Here is a 15272-nt window from a genome sequence, read left to right on the forward strand (position 1 = left end):
AGGACTGTTATGTTGATAAGGATTCTTAAGCCGTTATTGTTGGCAGGGTTGCTGGCTGGCGGTATCGTGATGGCTGCACCGGAGTCAGCATCGCCAAACACGGGTGAACCCGCTCCCAAGGATATGTCGACTGCTCCGTACAATGATCCGGCTATTCCGCCGGAAATTATTGCGATGGCACCCGGTGTTCCCGAAATTGAAGCGAAAAGTTATCTGCTGGTCGATTTCCAAAGTGGTGAAGAACTGGCAGGCATCAACCCCGGAATGCGTGTTGAGCCAGCCAGTATTACCAAATTAATGACCGCTTACCTTGTGTATCAGGATCTGGGTAAAGGCAAGGTCAAGCTGGAAGATGAAGTGCTGATCAGCGAAAAAGCTTGGAAAATGGAAGGCTCGCGCATGTTCGTGGAGTTGGGTAAAAAAGTACAGTTTGAGAAATTGCTCAAAAGCATGATTATTCAATCGGGTAACGATGCAGCCGTCGCGTTGGCGGAGCATATCGCTGGTAGCGAAGAGGCGTTTGTGCAACGCATGAATCAGGCCGCGCTTGACCTCGGTATGCAAGATACCCGTTACATGAATGTCACCGGCTGGCCTGCTAAAGATCACTACACCACCGCGCGTGATATTGTGAAGTTAGTGAAGGCATTGGTGTACGAATTCCCGGAATATTACAAGCTGTATGCGCAGAAAGAGTTCAGTTACAACAATATCAAGCAGCAAAACCGTAATCGCTTATTGTGGCGTGATCCAACGGTGGATGGCTTAAAAACGGGGCATACCGAGTCGGCGGGTTATTGTTTGGTTGCGTCCGCCAAGCGTGACAATATGCGCCTGATTTCCGTGGTATTGGGTGCGAAAAGCGAAGAAGCCCGTGCTAATGTGAGTCAGCAATTATTGGAGTACGGTTTCCGCACTTTTGAAACCCATAAGTTATATGCTGCTGGCGCGGTGCTGGCAAAGGTGCGTGTCTGGAAAGGTGAGGCTACTGAAGTGCCTGCCGGTGTGATTGATGATTTATTTGTGAGTATTGCTAAAGGCCGTTATGACCAGTTAAATGGCGGAATGCAGCTTGATAAAGGCATTGACGCCCCCATTAAACGTGGTGACGTACTGGGCAAAGTGATTATTACGGATAAGGAACTGGGCAAAGTCGTTAAGGAAACCCCGTTACTAGCGTTGGAAGACGTGGGCGAGGGTGGCTGGTGGCGGCGGGTGATGGATGGTATCCAGAAGCTGTTCGCGGATTGATAGCGTAAGCGTGAGGATAGGCTGTGGAGCGTTTTGGACAGCAGGAAGAGTTAATACTGGAGTTTCCCTGTGATTTTCCCATTAAAGTGGTGGGACGCGCAGAGGTGGAATTTCACCTGCGTATTTGTGAAATTGTGTGCCGCCATGACAATGACTTTGACCCGGAAGTGCATTTGCTGCGCCGCGATAGCTCGACGGGTAAATACCATAGCTTGACCGTGAATTTACGTGCGACCAGCAAGCAGCAGATTGATGCGGTGTATCAGGATTTAAAAGCCTGCGAGTTGGTGTTGTGGGCGTTGTAAGTGAGGCGGCTTTAACGACAACGCTGCATATCCGTCAATTGGGGGTAGCCCAGTATGCTGCTGTTTGGCAGCAAATGCAGGTATTTACCCAGCAGCGTTTAGCGGATACGCCTGATGAAATCTGGTTGGTGCAACATCCCCCGGTTTTTACGCTGGGACGCAACGGCAAAATGGAGCATGTGTTAGCACCGGGGGATATTCCCGTCATTCCGATTGATCGGGGTGGGCAGGTGACGTATCACGGTCCTGGGCAATTGGTGGTTTACATGCTGTTGGATATTCGCCGTAAAGCGCTGGGGGTGCGTGAGTTGGTGACAGCGATTGAGCAATCGGTTATCGACTTGCTGGCGCATTATGGCATTACGGCTTTGGGCGATAGGGATGCACCGGGGGTTTACGTCGCAGGGCGTAAAATTGCGGCATTAGGCTTGCGTATTTCAAAAGGATGCACCTACCACGGTTTGAGTTTGAATGTGGCGATGGATTTGGAACCCTTTCAGCGCATTAATCCGTGCGGCTATGCGGGTTTGCAGGTGACGCAATGTGCAGATTTAGGGATTGAGCAGACGCCTGAGGCATTAGCCCACGAATTGTGTGAATCCCTTGCACAGCGTTTGCACTATCCCACGTTAGTCTGGTCGTTGGATCAAACGTAGTATGTACTTTTCGTCATCACTTTGGACATAAGCGGCATCAGCAGCTTGCGGGCAAGAAATGGCAGTTTTGCGCCACCGGCTTGCATGGCAACCTCACCGTGATGTTGTTCGTCGGCTTTCATTTTTTGCAGAATCGCCATGTCGGCTAAGGCATGAGGGGGAAGGCGATTGATGTGTTCTTCCAGGTGCTTGATGACTTGATCTTCGGTTTCTTTGACAAAACCCAAGCTCCATTTGTCACCGATTTTGCCTGCAATCGCCCCGATGGTGAATGAACCCCAGTAGAACAGCGGGTTCAGTAAGCTTTTGCGACCGCCTAATTCTTGCAGGCGTTTTTCTGTCCAGTTGAGATGGTCGTTTTCTTCCATCGCGGAACGTTCCATCTGCTCACGGATGTCTTCGCGGTTGGCGGTTAATGCCTGCCCACGGTATAAACCTTGGGCAGACACTTCACCGGTATGATTGATGCGCATCAGGCGAATAACCAAGTCACGCTCTGCATCGTTAAGCGGAGCCGTTTCGGGTATGTCTGCTGCCGGATTCGGGCGTTCCGTTGTCGGTGCGGTGGCGTGAACCACACGCAACGATTGGTCAATTTCGGTCAGGACTTTATCCAGCAGGCTAAGTTTGCGCATCTCGCTCTCCCATGCTTATTTGGTTTCGCGTTTTACCAAATAATCAACGACTTGCAATAAGGTTTCTTCACTGCCAACCATGCTGGGGCTGGTGCGGTATTTGCCATTCACAATAATAACCGGCACGGAGTCCGCTTTGGATTTTTCGCCCACTTCTTTGGCGCGTGCCATCATGGTCTTCATTTCCATGGAGTTCAGGGCGCTCTTGACCTGATCAGCGGTAAAGCCGAGTTCGGTGAAAAAGCGTGTCATGGCATCATCGTCATTGATTTTACGGCGCTGTTTTTGCAGGGCTTCAAAGATTTTCGTGTGTACATGTTTGCTGCCATCGGCATCCAGCATTTGCCCAACGTAGAACAATTTCGCGTGGTATTCCCAGCGCGGGCTGAGGGTAGCAGGCACACGTTGGAAGACTACATTGTCCGGTTTCTTGCTGAGGAATTTCTCAATCGTGGGTTCCAGCGAATAGCAATGCGGGCAGCCGTACCAGAACAAATCCACGACTTCGACTTTTCCTGCCGCAGCTTGCGTGGGAATTGTCGATGGTAAGGTGACGTAATGCGTGCCTTCCTTAAACTCTTGTGCCTGACTGGCTTCGGGAATACAGCCAGTCAGGGCAAACAGCGCAGCCATCATGAAGCCGAGGGTGTGGCTTAATGTGCGTTTCATTGGTTTATTATCTCCCTTTTGTGTTTATTAAAAATACTATCAACCAGTTATTGCAATAACTCGACTTATTAGAGGTGGCGTGATTCTCAAAGTTCACCGTAAGAGTGCAAGCCGGAGAGGAACATATTCACGCCGAGGAATGCAAACAAGGTAATAAATAACCCAACAATAGCCCACCATGCCATTGGGACACCGCGCCAGCCTTTCGAGAATCGCAAGTGCAGCCATGCAGCATAGTTCAACCAAACAATTAATGCCCAAGTTTCTTTCGGATCCCATGACCAGTAGCCGCCCCATGCTTCAGCAGCCCACATGGCACCTAGGATAGTGGCGATGGTGAACCAAGCGAAACCAAGCGCAATGGCTTTATAGGTAACATCATCCAGCATCTCGAATGAAGGCAAGCGTGTCGCCATCATGCCATTCGGATTACGCTGTTGCCCATGATGTTTTAGTAGGTAAGCAATGCTGGTCATAGCGGCTATGGCAAAAGCACCGTAACCGATAAAGTTGGCAGGGACATGAATTTTCATCCAGTAACTTTTCAAGGCGGGTACGAGTGGCTGAATTTCATGTGCACCTCTGCTATAGCTGTACCACAGTAAAAAAGCAACGGCGGCGCTGATGACTAACAAAACAAAACCACCTAGCGACCGGTTTTTGTAACGTCCCTCGTAAAACATATACAACAAGCCAGTAATAATGCAAAACAGAATAAAGACTTCGTACAAGTTACTCACTGGGATGTGCCCAAATTCTGGGTCAATCAGGTAAGACTCATACCAACGTACCATTAAGCCAACAAAACCCATGACCAAAGCGACCCACGTGGTTGCAGAGCCAGTTTTTAGGGCGAAGGTATTGTTGGCAAATAAGCCAGCAAAATAGGATGCCGTCGCGAGCACAAACAGAGCACTCATCCACATGACGGCGGACTGACTGGATAACAAGAACTTTAAGCCAAATACTTGTTCAGCGTTAGCGTAGTTACCAGCATACAGCCAAATACCTAACAGACTTAATAAGGCGACTGCGATGCTATACGGGCGGAAGGCTTTCCAGTACCAACCCAATGCGACCCAAGAAGGCGCAGTGAGTGCAAGAATACCGATTTCGTATTCATCCATCACGTTACCGTATTGGAAGAATACCCAAGCGCTGGCGGCAATGACTAGGGCTGCCCACAACCAATCGGATAGTCGGAGTTGTTGGAAAAAACTGGGTTGATCAATGAGCGAGTCAATGGTTTGTTGGGGGGTCGACATGTTTCACCTCTTGTTTCATCACTTGCTGGAACAGATCCTGCAACTGTTGGAAATAACGTTCAAATTCTGGCTGATTACGATTACTGCTACCTGCCATGATGATTTCCGCTTGGTTGTTGTCCAGCGGTTTAATCCACACCCATATTCTACGATGCGCCACGTAAAATAGGAGAAATACCCCTATTGTTAGCATGAGACTGCCGAGATAAACCACGTCTTTACCGGGCGAGCGCGTGATTTGCAGGCCAGAGGCTTCAATCTGTTTGAAGTTGGTCATGTGGATGAACCAGGGTGAACCGTAAGCAGACAGCTTATCAATGGCTAATAAGCTATCATCAAAGAATAGCCAATCCGTATCACTAGGCTCCGTTGTTACACCTTCTTGCTTAAGGGTTTCTTTGTAGACTTCACGCAGGGCGGCATTGAGCACTTTCATGAAAGCTTCTGCGGCACTTTCCTGCTTGTCTTGCGGAAATTTTGCCTCAATCTCTGCCATGATGCCATCAGAACCTTTTGTCACAAATTGTTCGGTTAAGCGTTGCATCGACTCCACGATCTGCGCTTCAACTGTTGGGTCAGCAACCGTGGTTTTCTGCATCGAGTTGCGAGTGGTCTGGAGCGCCGATTGTTTCACCAATTCGGTATTTTGTATATTGGACAAAAACCGCATAAAACGCTCCATGCTGCCTTTGGGGTCAACAGGGATGTGCAGGTAACGGAAAGGTTCATTTGGCGTGGTGCGTACCCCGCTGATGTAGTAGTTCTGCCCTTTGATGCTCAATGGGTTCATGTAGTTCTGGTATTCGAGCGCTTGTCCGGTGGCATCACGCAGTTTGAACGTAACGCTGGGACCGACGTTTTCTTTCTCAATGTTGCCAGCCCCGTCTTCCATATCATTGATGTTGAACAGGCGGAAATCGTTGAGTTCTAATTTGTATTGCTGGTCGGTGCTGGTTAAAGTGTAGTCGCGGAAAACTTTGCCATCGACATCCTGTGAGGCATAACGATTGCTAAGCGAATGCAGACGTAGCTTGAGTTCGGAACCGCCATCACCGAAGTTGGCTTGGTAGATTGCCACGCCGTTGTGAATTAAGGGGTGGTTGACGGAAATAGTGGTTTCTAGCGGTGCATCAAGCGTTTTATCATAAATCACCAAATCGCTCTCAAACGACTTGGGTTGTCCGGTGCTGTAGTGTTCGACGCGGAACTCTTTGACTTCCACCTCAAACGGCAGGTGCTGTACCAAGTAGCCGTCACGTACTGGCTGGAAAATAATATTTGCACGACTGCCTTCCGGTATGTCGACAGAGCCACGGTAAGAAAAGCTGGTATCGGGTAGCTGGCTGATGGCAGGGACTTCAGAAGCTGGGATATTGCGGGTTTCAGGTTTCAGATTGCCTTGCCATTCTGCAATCATGAGGGGCAGGCGGCTATCCATTAAGCCACCGAGGAAAATGACAATCATGCCAATGTGGGTCAGCCAATAACCCCAGTGGTTTGCACCGCCTTTCATGCCAGCCACAACCGTATGATCCTCAGCTACTTTTTGGCGCATTTTGAAGCCTTGTGCGTGTAGGATCCGGGTTGTCAGCGCTTGCGTGGCAGCAGCATCTTGCACACTGTTGATGGCTATTTGATGCTTCATGGCTCGCAGGGATTTTTCCTGCACGTTTTCGCGGAAGTGCCGTAGTTCGCGGATAATGCCGGGGGTGTTGCGCCCGACACAAGTGGCAATGGAGACCACCAAAAAAGCTAGGATAGCCAAGAACCATAAGGCTGAGTAAACATCGTACAGTTCCAGTGATTTGAACAAATCAAACCAGAAGGGACCAAATTTGAGTTGGTAGCTGGTGTAAGGTTGATTTTGTTGCAGCACCGTGCCGATGATGGAGGCAATGGCGACCACTACCAACAAACTGATGGCTAAGTTCATCGAGCCTAAAAAATTGATCAGGCGTGCACTGGAGCTTGGCGAATTTCTCATATCACAACATCGTCTGGACAAAGTGAATGCATTAAAACAACAAAGGGCGGCAAAAGCCACCCCCTGTTTTACAGCAAAGCATTACCGAATGGTAATATCACTTCTGTAAGCCAGCAATATACTCAGAGACCGCTTCGATCTCGGCATCGGTCATACCAGCGGCGATGTTGCGCATCATTTTGCCCGCATCATTGGCGCGTTCACCTTTACGGAAAGCGTTCAACTGATTTTTGGTGTAAGCGGCATGTTGACCATTGATAGCCGGGAACTTGGCGGCTGGATTCCCAGCACCTGTTGGGCCATGGCAAGCAGCACAGGCAGCAACGCCCGTTGCATTATTGCCACCTTTGTAAATTTGCTCACCTAAGGTCACTTTGGACTGATCCGCTTCGCCCGCTTTCATTACCTGAGAGGAGTAGTAAGCAGCCAAGTCAGCCATGTCTTGATCACTCAACGGCTTTGCCATTGGGCTCATGGATGGGTTAACACGCTCATCATTCTTGAAGTTCATTAACTGCTTCAAGAGATAGCTTGGGTGTTGCCCTGCCAATTTTGGCCATTCAGGGTTAACGCTGTTGCCGTCTGCACCGTGGCAGGCTGCACAAGTCGCGGATTTGGTTTTGCCTGCTTCAGCATTGCCACCCTCTGCCCAAGCAGATGCTGCGACGCTAATAGCCAAGCCACTCAGTACAAGCATGAGTACTTTTTTCATCATCGAAGTGCTCCTAATATCTACAAAATCTGTCATCTTTTTGCACGACACCCAGTGACTTCCCATGTTCACATAAGTGCTATACGCTGCCTAACCGTCTTCTCGCGGTTGCGGCAATTACTTGCAATCATACCGAGTGCATCTTAATCTGCACCCACCCTGACGCAGGCATACCATAATCCACACGCTCTACAAGCTTTTCCAGTGTCGCCCTTTCGCAGTAGCGGGAAAGGTATTCTGAAAAAAACGAATGGATTGTACAACATATTCTGCTTGTATTCTGCAAAAAATATTAGAGAACGCTAACATTATGAATAACTATTATCAACAAGCTACTTTTCTGCAAAGTGCCACCACTCGTAAGACCATGCCCGACGAAGGCGGTTTGGAAATCGCCTTTGCAGGGCGATCCAATGCCGGAAAGTCCAGTGTAATCAATCGGGTGTGTTCGCAAAAGTCGTTGGCAAGAACCAGTAAAACGCCGGGAAGAACCCAGTTGATCAACTTTTTCCAGCTACCGGACGCGAATTTTCTGGTCGATTTGCCCGGTTACGGTTATGCGAAAGTACCGGAGGCGGTTAAGCTGGAATGGCAGAAATTTATCGAATCCTATTTGACGCAACGCAATACCTTACGCGGGATGGTGTTGGTGATGGATATCCGCCACCCGATGACCGATTACGATCAGGCGATGTTGCGTTGGGCACGCAATAGAATGTTGCCCGTGCATGTATTGCTTAACAAGTCGGATAAATTGACGCGCGGGGCTGGGATGAATGTGCTGCTCCAGGTACGCAAGGCGTTGGCTGATTACGGGAACGCGTCGGTACAGACATTTTCCGCGCTTAACAAACAAGGGCTAGACGAGTGCTGGGGTATTCTAGATAAGTGGTTGGGGAAGGATGTCTGAGCTATTCAGGAAGAGTTCATTTCTTTAAGGGTATCCTTCTTTCCGTGGGGAAAAAAGGAACCCCGGCCAAACAGGGGGTCTAAAAAGCCGGGGTTTAACGAACAGGTCTGGATTGGGGACACCAAACCTGTGTCCGTAAACAAGAGACACCGATGCCGGGCTTAAGCATCATTCTGCGTATCTCTTGGTACTTCACGGAAACTTTTAATATATTAGATATACATCTCTAAAATTCAGCTTGGATAATAGCGCATTCCTGCGCACTATAAAAATAAAATAGTTTAATGGGTGGTGTATTTCTGATGATGGGTACATTTCAGGGATTTAGCGCAATCCTTTTTCCCAAAAAGGCTGAGCTGTTGCATTTTGAAGGTTCCCTGTGGGCGTGGGGGCAGATGATTTTTCCATCTTGGGCGGCGCGATAATGACGGTGATGTTTCTCGGACGACCCGCCCGTAACAGTGTCATGTGTACTTCTGTGCCGACCCGCAAATCACCGATGATGTTTTTTACATCAACAGCGCTGTGGACATTCTTGGTATTCATCTTAATGATAATGTCACCTGCTTCGATACCTGCTTTTTCGGCGGGTGAGCCAGCAAGGACTTGATTAATAATGGCTCCTTCGTTAGGTTTAATGCCAAAGTCACGTGCCATTGCTGGATCAATATCTTGCACTTCAACCCCTAGCTGACCACGCTCAACATTTCCATACCGGACAATTTGGGTGATAACACCCGCTGCGGTGTTGATCGGAACGGCGAACCCGATCCCTAAATTGCCACCGCCTTGATCACCAAGAATGGCGGTGTTAATTCCGATTAATTCACCGTTTAAATTGACTAGGGGACCACCTGAGTTGCCCAGGTTAATCGGTGCATCTGTTTGGATGAAGTTCTCGTATTCACTGATGCCGGGATTACGGTGCAGGGCGCTGATAATACCTGACGTTACTGTTTGGCCGATGCTGTAAGGGTTGCCGATGGCGACGACGAAATCCCCGACCCGCAAACGATCCGAATCACCAAAGCGCATGGCAGTCAAGCGTTCGGCTGGAATTTGTATCACCGCCAAGTCAGCACGCGGGTCGATACCAACAACTTCCGCAAGGTATTTGCGCCCATCTTTCAGGGTAACGTGGATGGCGTCGGCGCTTTCAACCACATGGGAGTTGGTTAGTATATGACCGTGTTGTGCGTGGATAATGACGCCAGAACCCGTGCCGTTGATTTGACGTTCACCGGGAGGCGTATCGCCAAAAAAACGCTTGAAAAAGGGGTCATTGAGCAATGAGTCATTGACTGGTTGTCGACCCTCGGTGGCAATATTGACGACGGCTGGGGTGATTTTCTCCAGCATTGTTGCCAGTGAAGGCAATGCTTGCCCATTGACTTCAGTCGGTAGCGCACCATAGACAGTGCTAGGTACGGCAATCGGCAGAATAAAAGCTGCCAATAAAACTATCTTGGACGTAATGGGTAGCATAACCATGTTTTACTTTTCTCGTTATAGAGTATTCAATGTTTTCAGACAGTTATCCGAGGATAAGGTTCTTTGTCAAGCCATGTGCTGTCGAGGGTTCCAAGCAAACAGCGCTTTCATTTTGGCATAATACTCTTTTTGTTCTGCCGTATCAGCAGGCGGCGTATTAACTTGCAGGACGATATACAAATCGCCTGTTTCCTGCCCGGCAAGCCCGCGTCCTTTTAGGCGCATTTTTCTACCTGACTGCGAACCGGGGGGGATTTTTAGGCTAATTCTGCCTGCCAGCGTTTTTACCGTGACAGTTTCCCCAAGTGCGGCTTCCCAAGGTGCAATGGGTAAGTCGAGGTAAATATGGCTGCCTTCGCGTCGATACAGCGGGTGTTCTTTCAGCTTGACCTTTAAGAATACATCAGCCCCGTGTGAACCCTTTCCGGGGATGCGGATTCTTTTATCTTCTGATATGTCGGGTGGAATGCGGATTTGTACGCTGTCTCCCGTCGGCAGGCGCACCGTTTTCAGTCCACGGTAAATGTCTTCGATATCAATGTCTAGCGTGGCTGCGGCTGACGCGCTGTGTGTGGCGCTTGCATTCCCGTTTGAGGTACGCCGAAAACCGTTACCGAATAAGCCTTCAAAAAAGTCGCTGAAGCCTGATGCGGGCTGCTGATTGTTGACACCACGCCGCGCAATCCCTTCAAAAAAAGAGGCATCAAACTGTGGGGAATTATTATTCCAGTTGGGTGGCGGCTTGAAGTTTTGACCCGCACGCCATTCGGCACCCAGTTGATCGTAACGGGCGCGTTTGGTCGGGTCGCTTAGCACTTCGTTGGCTTCATTGATTTCTTTGAAGCGTGCCTCTGCCCCTTTTTCTTGATTGCGGTCAGGGTGGTATTTGGCAGCCATGCGCCGAAACGCTTTTTTAATGCTGTCTTGATCAGCGTTGCGTTCCACCCCTAATACTTTGTAGTAGTCCTTGTATTCCATTTCATACCTCTGCCCCGGAGTCTACGACAAAAAACGCCGCAGGCGCGGCGTTTTCTGACGAACTATGCAATGAATCTTATCACTGTTATTCAATGTTTTGCACTTGCTCGCGTATTTGCTCGATCATGACCTTAAGATCAACGGCAGCTTGGGTGGTGTCGGAATCGTTGGATTTGGAGGCGAGGGTGTTGGCTTCGTGATTGAGTTCCTGCATTAAGAAGTCCAAGCGCCTACCCACCGGTTCGTCGCGTTCCAGTACTGCATTGATTTCATCCAGATGCGCCATGAGGCGGTCGAGTTCTTCTTCCACATCCAGCCGTTGCGCCAGAATGACCAGTTCTTGCTCGACACGGTTGTAGTCAGGGGAAATGTTGAGTTCCTCAATGCGGTTGAGGATTTTTTCGCGTTGCGCGGCAATGATGCCGGGGCGGTGTTTACGAATCCGCACGGTAATTTCGGCAATTTGATCGAGACGTTGGTAGATAAAATCAGCAAGGCGTTTACCTTCGCGTTCCCTCATTTCCAGCAAGTCATCGAGCGTGTCTTGCAGTAAAGCTTTGGCATGAGCCGTCAGAATATCCTTGTCGGGAGTTGCATCTTGCGCCACACCCGGCCAGCGTAAAATATCAACCGCTTTAAGGGGTTCGGGGTTGTCGGTAATGGTTTCCAACTGGCGGCAGGCAATGATCAGGGCACGCGCTAGTGGTTCATTGATACGAATTTCATTGGTGTTGCCGGTCGCAGGTGTAAAGCGCAGGCTGGCTTCAAATTTGCCGCGCTTGAGGCTGGTTTGGATGGTTTCGCGGAAACTGTTTTCCTGACTGCGGAATTCTTCTGGCAAGCGCAGGCTGATGTCGAGGTAGCGGTGGTTAACGGTGCGGGCTTCCCATTGGAGCGTGCCGTATTCAATGGTCAGTTCGCGGTGAGAAAAGGCCGTCATGCTGCGAATCATGGGTATTTGCTTCCGGTATATTGGGGGTAGGGCTTAATGGTAGTCGATTTGTGGGTCAAGTTCATGCTTTTGGCGCAAGATAGCGCGGGCGCATGACCAGATTTCAACCTGTGCAACGCCTTGTGTGTGTAATACCGAGGCTAGTTCGCGGGCAGTTGCACCGGTGGTGATCACGTCGTCAAAAATTGCAATGTGGCGGTAAGGGAGTGGTGTGTGCAAGTGAAAGGCTTGGTGCACGTTGTGTTGGCGCTGGCTGGAATCCAGTTCGGTTTGTGGCAAGGTAAATTTGCGGCGGCTAATGGGGCGGGTTAGGAGCGGAATCCCTAAATGCTTGGCGAGCGGGCGTGCCAGTTCTAGCGCCTGATTGAAGCCGCGTTTATGCAAACGGGCGTTATGCAGTGGCACGGGGAGGATGGCATCCGGCACTTGCGTCAATTGTGGCAGGATGCCGGTCGCGGTTAATTCACCGAGGGTGGCGAGTTCGCGTAGGTTTTTGCCAAATTTGATACCCAATAATAAGTTGCTGATCGGTGCTTGGTAAGCAAATGCACTAATACTGGCGGCACAGCCGGGTAAAGGACGCTGGTCTTCGGCGGATAACCACGGCAATTCAGCATGGCAGTGCTGACAGAGCGGATAGCCGGGAATACGGGTTTCCCCGCAAAACGCGCAACTGGGGTTGAGGTGATGCTGGAGCGCTTGCCAGCGATGCGCGAAGGATTTCACGGCTTGGTGTTGCTTTGCCAGTGAGTGAGAATGCCCAGCAATAATCCGCCAGCCATGCCGTAAATATGTGCGGCGTAAATTACGGGTGCTTCGATTAAGCTGGCGGTGGCTGACTCAGTGCCTAGCCACCAATCCCAGCCGGTTTTTCCGCAGATTCCTAACAGAATGATCGCAGCGGTCAGCCAGTCGCGTTGTTGCAGGCGGTACAGGCCGCCGAGCATAAATAAGCCGTACAAAACCCCTGAAAAGCCTGCGTACCAAATAACCTCAGGGTTAAGCCACCATAAACCGGCTCCCACACAGGTGGCTAAGCAGCCAATTTGCAGCAGTTGCGTGTGTACGCGGAAAGGCAGGGGCGCAATAAACGTTAGCAGCCACAGACCCGCCACATTCAACAGTAAATGCCAATGGTTGGTGTGGACTAAACTGCCTGACCACAGACGCCAGTATTCTCCGTCCACGATAGGATGGCGGTAATACAGTAAACTGTCATGAAAAAACTGTAATAATGGTAGCAACACCGTGAAAATAATGGCGATAATGCAGGTAGTGGAGCATTTACGGAGCGGGTTGGTGGCGTCTGAAGTGTGCAACATGACAGACAGTATGCCAGAATCGTTAGAGTGAATCTTGTTTATGAGGATGAGTGGGCATGAGTATTAAGAAGACTGGGCAGTGCAAGTCAAGTCAGGCGGGTTTTTCCTTAACGGAATTGATGATCGTGATTGTGATCATCGGGATTTTGCTGGGTTTGGTGTTCAGCAATTTGAATGTCATGGGCGATGCCCAAAACCTGAAAGCCAAGAAAGAAGTAGGTGATTTGAAAATCAAGTTGGAAATGTACCGCGCTGATAATGGCACTTTCCCCGCTTCTGGGTCATTGAACGCGCTGGTGAATAATCCGGGGAATGCGCCGCGCTGGCGGCAATACATGAAGGAGTTGCCGAAAGACCCGTGGGGCAATGACTACCGCTACCTGAATCCGGGCACGCACGGTGATGAAATGGAAGTTTACAGCATTGGCCCGGATAAACGTGATGGCACTGAAGACGATGTGGGTAGCTGGCAATTATAAGCACAAGCACGCCTTTCCGCAGGGTTTTTCTTTGCTGGAAATGATGATTGTTATTATGGTTATCGGTATTTTGTACGCTTTGGCGGGTTCAATGTTGAATTTGTCGATGTCTGATCCGCTGAATGAAGAGGTGACGCGCTTACGTGAGCGGGTGCTGATGGCGCAGGATGAAAGCATCGTGCGTTCGCAGGCATTGGCTCTGGGGTTTGGGGATAAGGGTTACGCTTTTTTCGTTCAGAATGACCAGCTTCAGTGGGAGCCTGTCGACAACGATAATTTGCTAAAAGCTTATGAATGGAGGGGCAGCTATCAGCAATCTCTGTACTTGCAAGGTCAGGAAGTTAGCTTGCCGGGTAATGATAAAATCCGCCCGCAAGTGTTTATTTTGCCCACTGGGGAAATGATGCCGTTTGAATGGCATGTGCGCGACAACGCGCAACGTGAAGCGGTGGTTAAGTTCGATAATGTCGGGCGCGAGGTTGATCTTGCTGCGGAGGCCAGTTGACATGCGCCAACAAGGCTTTAACCTGATCGAAATCATGTTTGCGTTGCTGTTGCTGGGCTTGGTCATCTCGGTCAGTGTGGAAACCAGTAGCGGTGATATTGCCAGTTATCAACGTATGAAAGATACCACCTTGGCGCGTTGGGTGGCTTTCAATCAGCTTGCGGTGGTGCAAACGGGTAAAGAATTTCCGGCAGCGGGTAAGTCTGAAGGTAAAGCTGAAATGGGTGAGGGTACCTGGCAATGGCAGCAGGAAATTTTAGCAACACCTGACCCTGATTTACGCAAGGTAAAGGTTAGCGTGTCTCGCGAGGGGCAACCACAGCAAGTTCTGGCGGTGGAATTGGCTTATGTGGCAAATCCTCAGCCTAAAGTACGGAGGCAGGCGCAATGAAACGGTGTGCGGGGGGGTTCACGTTGGTGGAGCTGATGATCTCGCTGGCGATTTTTTCCTTGCTCATCACTTTGGCGTATCAGTCGGTGAATATGTTGCTGGATGTGGAGCGTCAAGTGGAGCAGCCGCAGGCGGATTTGCAACAGTTACAGCGGGCAATGGTGTTTATTGAGCGGGATATGCGCCAGTTGGCAGTATTGCGACCTAAGCGCGAGAGTTTTCAGCAAACGAATGCAGTGGCAAATAATAGTATTGTGCAGCCTGAGGATTTGGGGGTGTTGCTGGAGTTTACACGTGGCGGACATCCTGATGTGGCTTGGCAATTGCGGAATTCCGGTCAAGGGCAAATGCGCAGTGGTTTACAGCGGGTGCGTTATGTGGTCGAAGAGGGCAGGTTGTTGCGGCAAACGTGGGACTTGGTTGATCACCCTGAGCAGGCGGAGCCAGTGTCACTGGTGTTATTGACAGGCATTGAGGGTGAGCCACGTTTTCGGTTTCAGTCGGGAAGAGGTGGCGAATTTAAGGATAATCTTCCCAAAGAGCGTTCAGTTTTAACGGCGCTAGAGTTTTCATTGCAACATAAACGCTTTGGCGCGTTACGGCGAGTTTTTGTCGTATATTTATAAGAATATGCTAATATTCATTGGTGAGCGACTGGAATTCAAGGGCGTTAAACGCTATAGTTCCGCCTAGATTGTTTGGAGGGGATGGAGAGGAGCGGGTGCAGGTAATGCAGTCGGGGAGTTCCTCTTGCGTGCCGTCGGGAT

At 49.9% G+C, this 15272-nt stretch carries 18 protein-coding genes; 8 read left to right on the forward strand and 10 right to left on the reverse strand.

The annotated features are described in order from the left end of the window. The first annotated feature begins 9 nt into the window (after nucleotides 1-9). The 3 genes from L2Y54_RS06355 to lipB all read left to right on the forward strand — a co-directional run bounded on the left by L2Y54_RS06355 (nucleotide 10) and on the right by lipB (nucleotide 2212). Complete coding sequence (locus L2Y54_RS06355) at nucleotides 10-1251, forward strand: D-alanyl-D-alanine carboxypeptidase family protein (RefSeq protein WP_236500963.1); 1242 nt, start codon at nucleotides 10-12, stop codon at nucleotides 1249-1251. A gap of 23 nt (nucleotides 1252-1274) precedes the next feature. Beyond that, nucleotides 1275-1556: a YbeD family protein gene (locus L2Y54_RS06360; RefSeq protein ID WP_236500965.1), complete on the forward strand. Its 282-nt coding sequence runs from the start codon at nucleotides 1275-1277 to the stop codon at nucleotides 1554-1556. Nucleotides 1557-1630: 74 nt separating this feature from the next. Then, entirely contained in the window at nucleotides 1631-2212 is a 582-nt protein-coding gene (gene lipB / locus L2Y54_RS06365; RefSeq protein WP_236502000.1) for a lipoyl(octanoyl) transferase LipB, read from the forward strand. Here the strand turns inward: lipB and coq7 are convergent. From coq7 to L2Y54_RS06390, 5 genes are all read right to left on the reverse strand, one after another. Continuing rightward, nucleotides 2203-2847, reverse strand: a complete 645-nt coding sequence (gene coq7, locus L2Y54_RS06370) for a 2-polyprenyl-3-methyl-6-methoxy-1,4-benzoquinone monooxygenase (protein ID WP_236500966.1) — start codon at nucleotides 2845-2847, stop codon at nucleotides 2203-2205. The two genes, lipB and coq7, sit on opposite strands and share 10 nt — an antisense overlap. Nucleotides 2848-2862: 15 nt before the next feature. Next, entirely contained in the window at nucleotides 2863-3516 is a 654-nt protein-coding gene (locus L2Y54_RS06375) for a thiol:disulfide interchange protein DsbA/DsbL (protein WP_236500967.1), read from the reverse strand. 86 nt (nucleotides 3517-3602) lie between these two features. Next, on the reverse strand, nucleotides 3603-4781 hold the full coding sequence (ccsB, locus tag L2Y54_RS06380; protein WP_236500968.1) for a c-type cytochrome biogenesis protein CcsB: 1179 nt from the start codon (nucleotides 4779-4781) through the stop codon (nucleotides 3603-3605). Continuing rightward, nucleotides 4756-6765, reverse strand: coding sequence for a cytochrome c biogenesis protein ResB (locus L2Y54_RS06385; RefSeq protein WP_236500969.1), 2010 nt, complete (start codon nucleotides 6763-6765; stop codon nucleotides 4756-4758). The genes ccsB and L2Y54_RS06385 overlap by 26 nt, the downstream gene beginning before the upstream one ends. 97 nt (nucleotides 6766-6862) lie before the next feature. Further along, nucleotides 6863-7480 (reverse strand): c-type cytochrome, encoded by a 618-nt coding sequence (locus L2Y54_RS06390; RefSeq protein ID WP_311196230.1) that lies wholly within the window; start codon nucleotides 7478-7480, stop codon nucleotides 6863-6865. A gap of 307 nt (nucleotides 7481-7787) precedes the next feature. On the opposite strand from L2Y54_RS06390, the gene yihA reads away from it, so the two are divergent. Then, nucleotides 7788-8387 (forward strand): ribosome biogenesis GTP-binding protein YihA/YsxC, encoded by a 600-nt coding sequence (gene yihA, locus L2Y54_RS06395; RefSeq protein WP_236500970.1) that lies wholly within the window; start codon nucleotides 7788-7790, stop codon nucleotides 8385-8387. Between the two features lie 324 nt (nucleotides 8388-8711). Here the strand turns inward: yihA and L2Y54_RS06400 are convergent, their stop codons facing one another. From L2Y54_RS06400 to rrtA, 5 genes are all read right to left on the reverse strand, one after another. Continuing rightward, nucleotides 8712-9842 carry a Do family serine endopeptidase gene (locus tag L2Y54_RS06400; protein ID WP_236500971.1) on the reverse strand — a complete coding sequence of 377 codons (1131 nt, stop codon included), beginning with the start codon at nucleotides 9840-9842 and terminating at the stop codon, nucleotides 8712-8714. A 102-nt stretch (nucleotides 9843-9944) separates the two neighbouring features. Further along, nucleotides 9945-10856 (reverse strand): DnaJ C-terminal domain-containing protein, encoded by a 912-nt coding sequence (locus L2Y54_RS06405; protein WP_236500972.1) that lies wholly within the window; start codon nucleotides 10854-10856, stop codon nucleotides 9945-9947. Nucleotides 10857-10941: 85 nt separating this feature from the next. Beyond that, a complete protein-coding gene (locus L2Y54_RS06410) occupies nucleotides 10942-11796 on the reverse strand; it encodes a YicC/YloC family endoribonuclease (RefSeq protein ID WP_236500974.1) in 855 nt (284 codons plus the stop codon). A gap of 45 nt (nucleotides 11797-11841) precedes the next feature. After that, the gene (locus L2Y54_RS06415; RefSeq protein ID WP_236500975.1) at nucleotides 11842-12534 is read right to left on the reverse strand and encodes a ComF family protein; all 693 of its coding nucleotides are present in this window, start codon (nucleotides 12532-12534) and stop codon (nucleotides 11842-11844) included. Then, nucleotides 12531-13130 carry a rhombosortase gene (gene rrtA / locus L2Y54_RS06420; protein WP_236500976.1) on the reverse strand — a complete coding sequence of 200 codons (600 nt, stop codon included), beginning with the start codon at nucleotides 13128-13130 and terminating at the stop codon, nucleotides 12531-12533. Before rrtA ends, L2Y54_RS06415 begins: the two co-directional genes overlap by 4 nt. A 56-nt stretch (nucleotides 13131-13186) precedes the next feature. On the opposite strand from rrtA, the gene gspG reads away from it, so the two are divergent. The 4 genes from gspG to gspJ are packed head-to-tail and all read left to right on the forward strand — an operon-like array spanning nucleotide 13187 to nucleotide 15131. Further along, complete coding sequence (gspG, locus tag L2Y54_RS06425; protein WP_236500977.1) at nucleotides 13187-13609, forward strand: type II secretion system major pseudopilin GspG; 423 nt, start codon at nucleotides 13187-13189, stop codon at nucleotides 13607-13609. After that, nucleotides 13572-14114, forward strand: a complete 543-nt coding sequence (locus tag L2Y54_RS06430; protein ID WP_236500978.1) for a prepilin-type N-terminal cleavage/methylation domain-containing protein — start codon at nucleotides 13572-13574, stop codon at nucleotides 14112-14114. The genes gspG and L2Y54_RS06430 overlap by 38 nt, the downstream gene beginning before the upstream one ends. A gap of 1 nt (nucleotide 14115) precedes the next feature. Then, nucleotides 14116-14505 (forward strand): type II secretion system minor pseudopilin GspI, encoded by a 390-nt coding sequence (gspI, locus tag L2Y54_RS06435; protein ID WP_236500979.1) that lies wholly within the window; start codon nucleotides 14116-14118, stop codon nucleotides 14503-14505. Further along, nucleotides 14502-15131, forward strand: coding sequence for a type II secretion system minor pseudopilin GspJ (gspJ, locus tag L2Y54_RS06440; RefSeq protein WP_236500980.1), 630 nt, complete (start codon nucleotides 14502-14504; stop codon nucleotides 15129-15131). Before gspI ends, gspJ begins: the two co-directional genes overlap by 4 nt. The last annotated feature ends 141 nt before the right edge of the window (nucleotides 15132-15272 follow it).

The sequence above is a fragment of the Thiothrix winogradskyi genome (assembly GCF_021650935.1).
GTDB lineage: Bacteria > Pseudomonadota > Gammaproteobacteria > Thiotrichales > Thiotrichaceae > Thiothrix > Thiothrix winogradskyi.

Bases quoted from the DNA above. Each gene is read 5' to 3' on its own strand.
- lipB (WP_236502000.1), top strand. From the start codon at position 1,631: ATGCAGGTATTTACCCAGCAGCGTTTAGCGGATACGCCTGATGAAATC.
- L2Y54_RS06375 (WP_236500967.1), bottom strand. From the start codon at position 3,516: ATGAAACGCACATTAAGCCACACCCTCGGCTTCATGATGGCTGCGCTG.
- L2Y54_RS06410 (WP_236500974.1), bottom strand. From the start codon at position 11,796: ATGACGGCCTTTTCTCACCGCGAACTGACCATTGAATACGGCACGCTC.
- gspG (WP_236500977.1), top strand. From the start codon at position 13,187: ATGAGTATTAAGAAGACTGGGCAGTGCAAGTCAAGTCAGGCGGGTTTT.
- L2Y54_RS06355 (WP_236500963.1), top strand. From the start codon at position 10: ATGTTGATAAGGATTCTTAAGCCGTTATTGTTGGCAGGGTTGCTGGCT.
- gspJ (WP_236500980.1), top strand. From the start codon at position 14,502: ATGAAACGGTGTGCGGGGGGGTTCACGTTGGTGGAGCTGATGATCTCG.
- yihA (WP_236500970.1), top strand. From the start codon at position 7,788: ATGAATAACTATTATCAACAAGCTACTTTTCTGCAAAGTGCCACCACT.
- L2Y54_RS06390 (WP_311196230.1), bottom strand. From the start codon at position 7,480: ATGATGAAAAAAGTACTCATGCTTGTACTGAGTGGCTTGGCTATTAGC.
- L2Y54_RS06405 (WP_236500972.1), bottom strand. From the start codon at position 10,856: ATGGAATACAAGGACTACTACAAAGTATTAGGGGTGGAACGCAACGCT.
- coq7 (WP_236500966.1), bottom strand. From the start codon at position 2,847: ATGCGCAAACTTAGCCTGCTGGATAAAGTCCTGACCGAAATTGACCAA.
- L2Y54_RS06385 (WP_236500969.1), bottom strand. From the start codon at position 6,765: ATGAGAAATTCGCCAAGCTCCAGTGCACGCCTGATCAATTTTTTAGGC.
- L2Y54_RS06430 (WP_236500978.1), top strand. From the start codon at position 13,572: ATGGCACTGAAGACGATGTGGGTAGCTGGCAATTATAAGCACAAGCAC.
- ccsB (WP_236500968.1), bottom strand. From the start codon at position 4,781: ATGTCGACCCCCCAACAAACCATTGACTCGCTCATTGATCAACCCAGT.
- rrtA (WP_236500976.1), bottom strand. From the start codon at position 13,130: ATGTTGCACACTTCAGACGCCACCAACCCGCTCCGTAAATGCTCCACT.
- gspI (WP_236500979.1), top strand. From the start codon at position 14,116: ATGCGCCAACAAGGCTTTAACCTGATCGAAATCATGTTTGCGTTGCTG.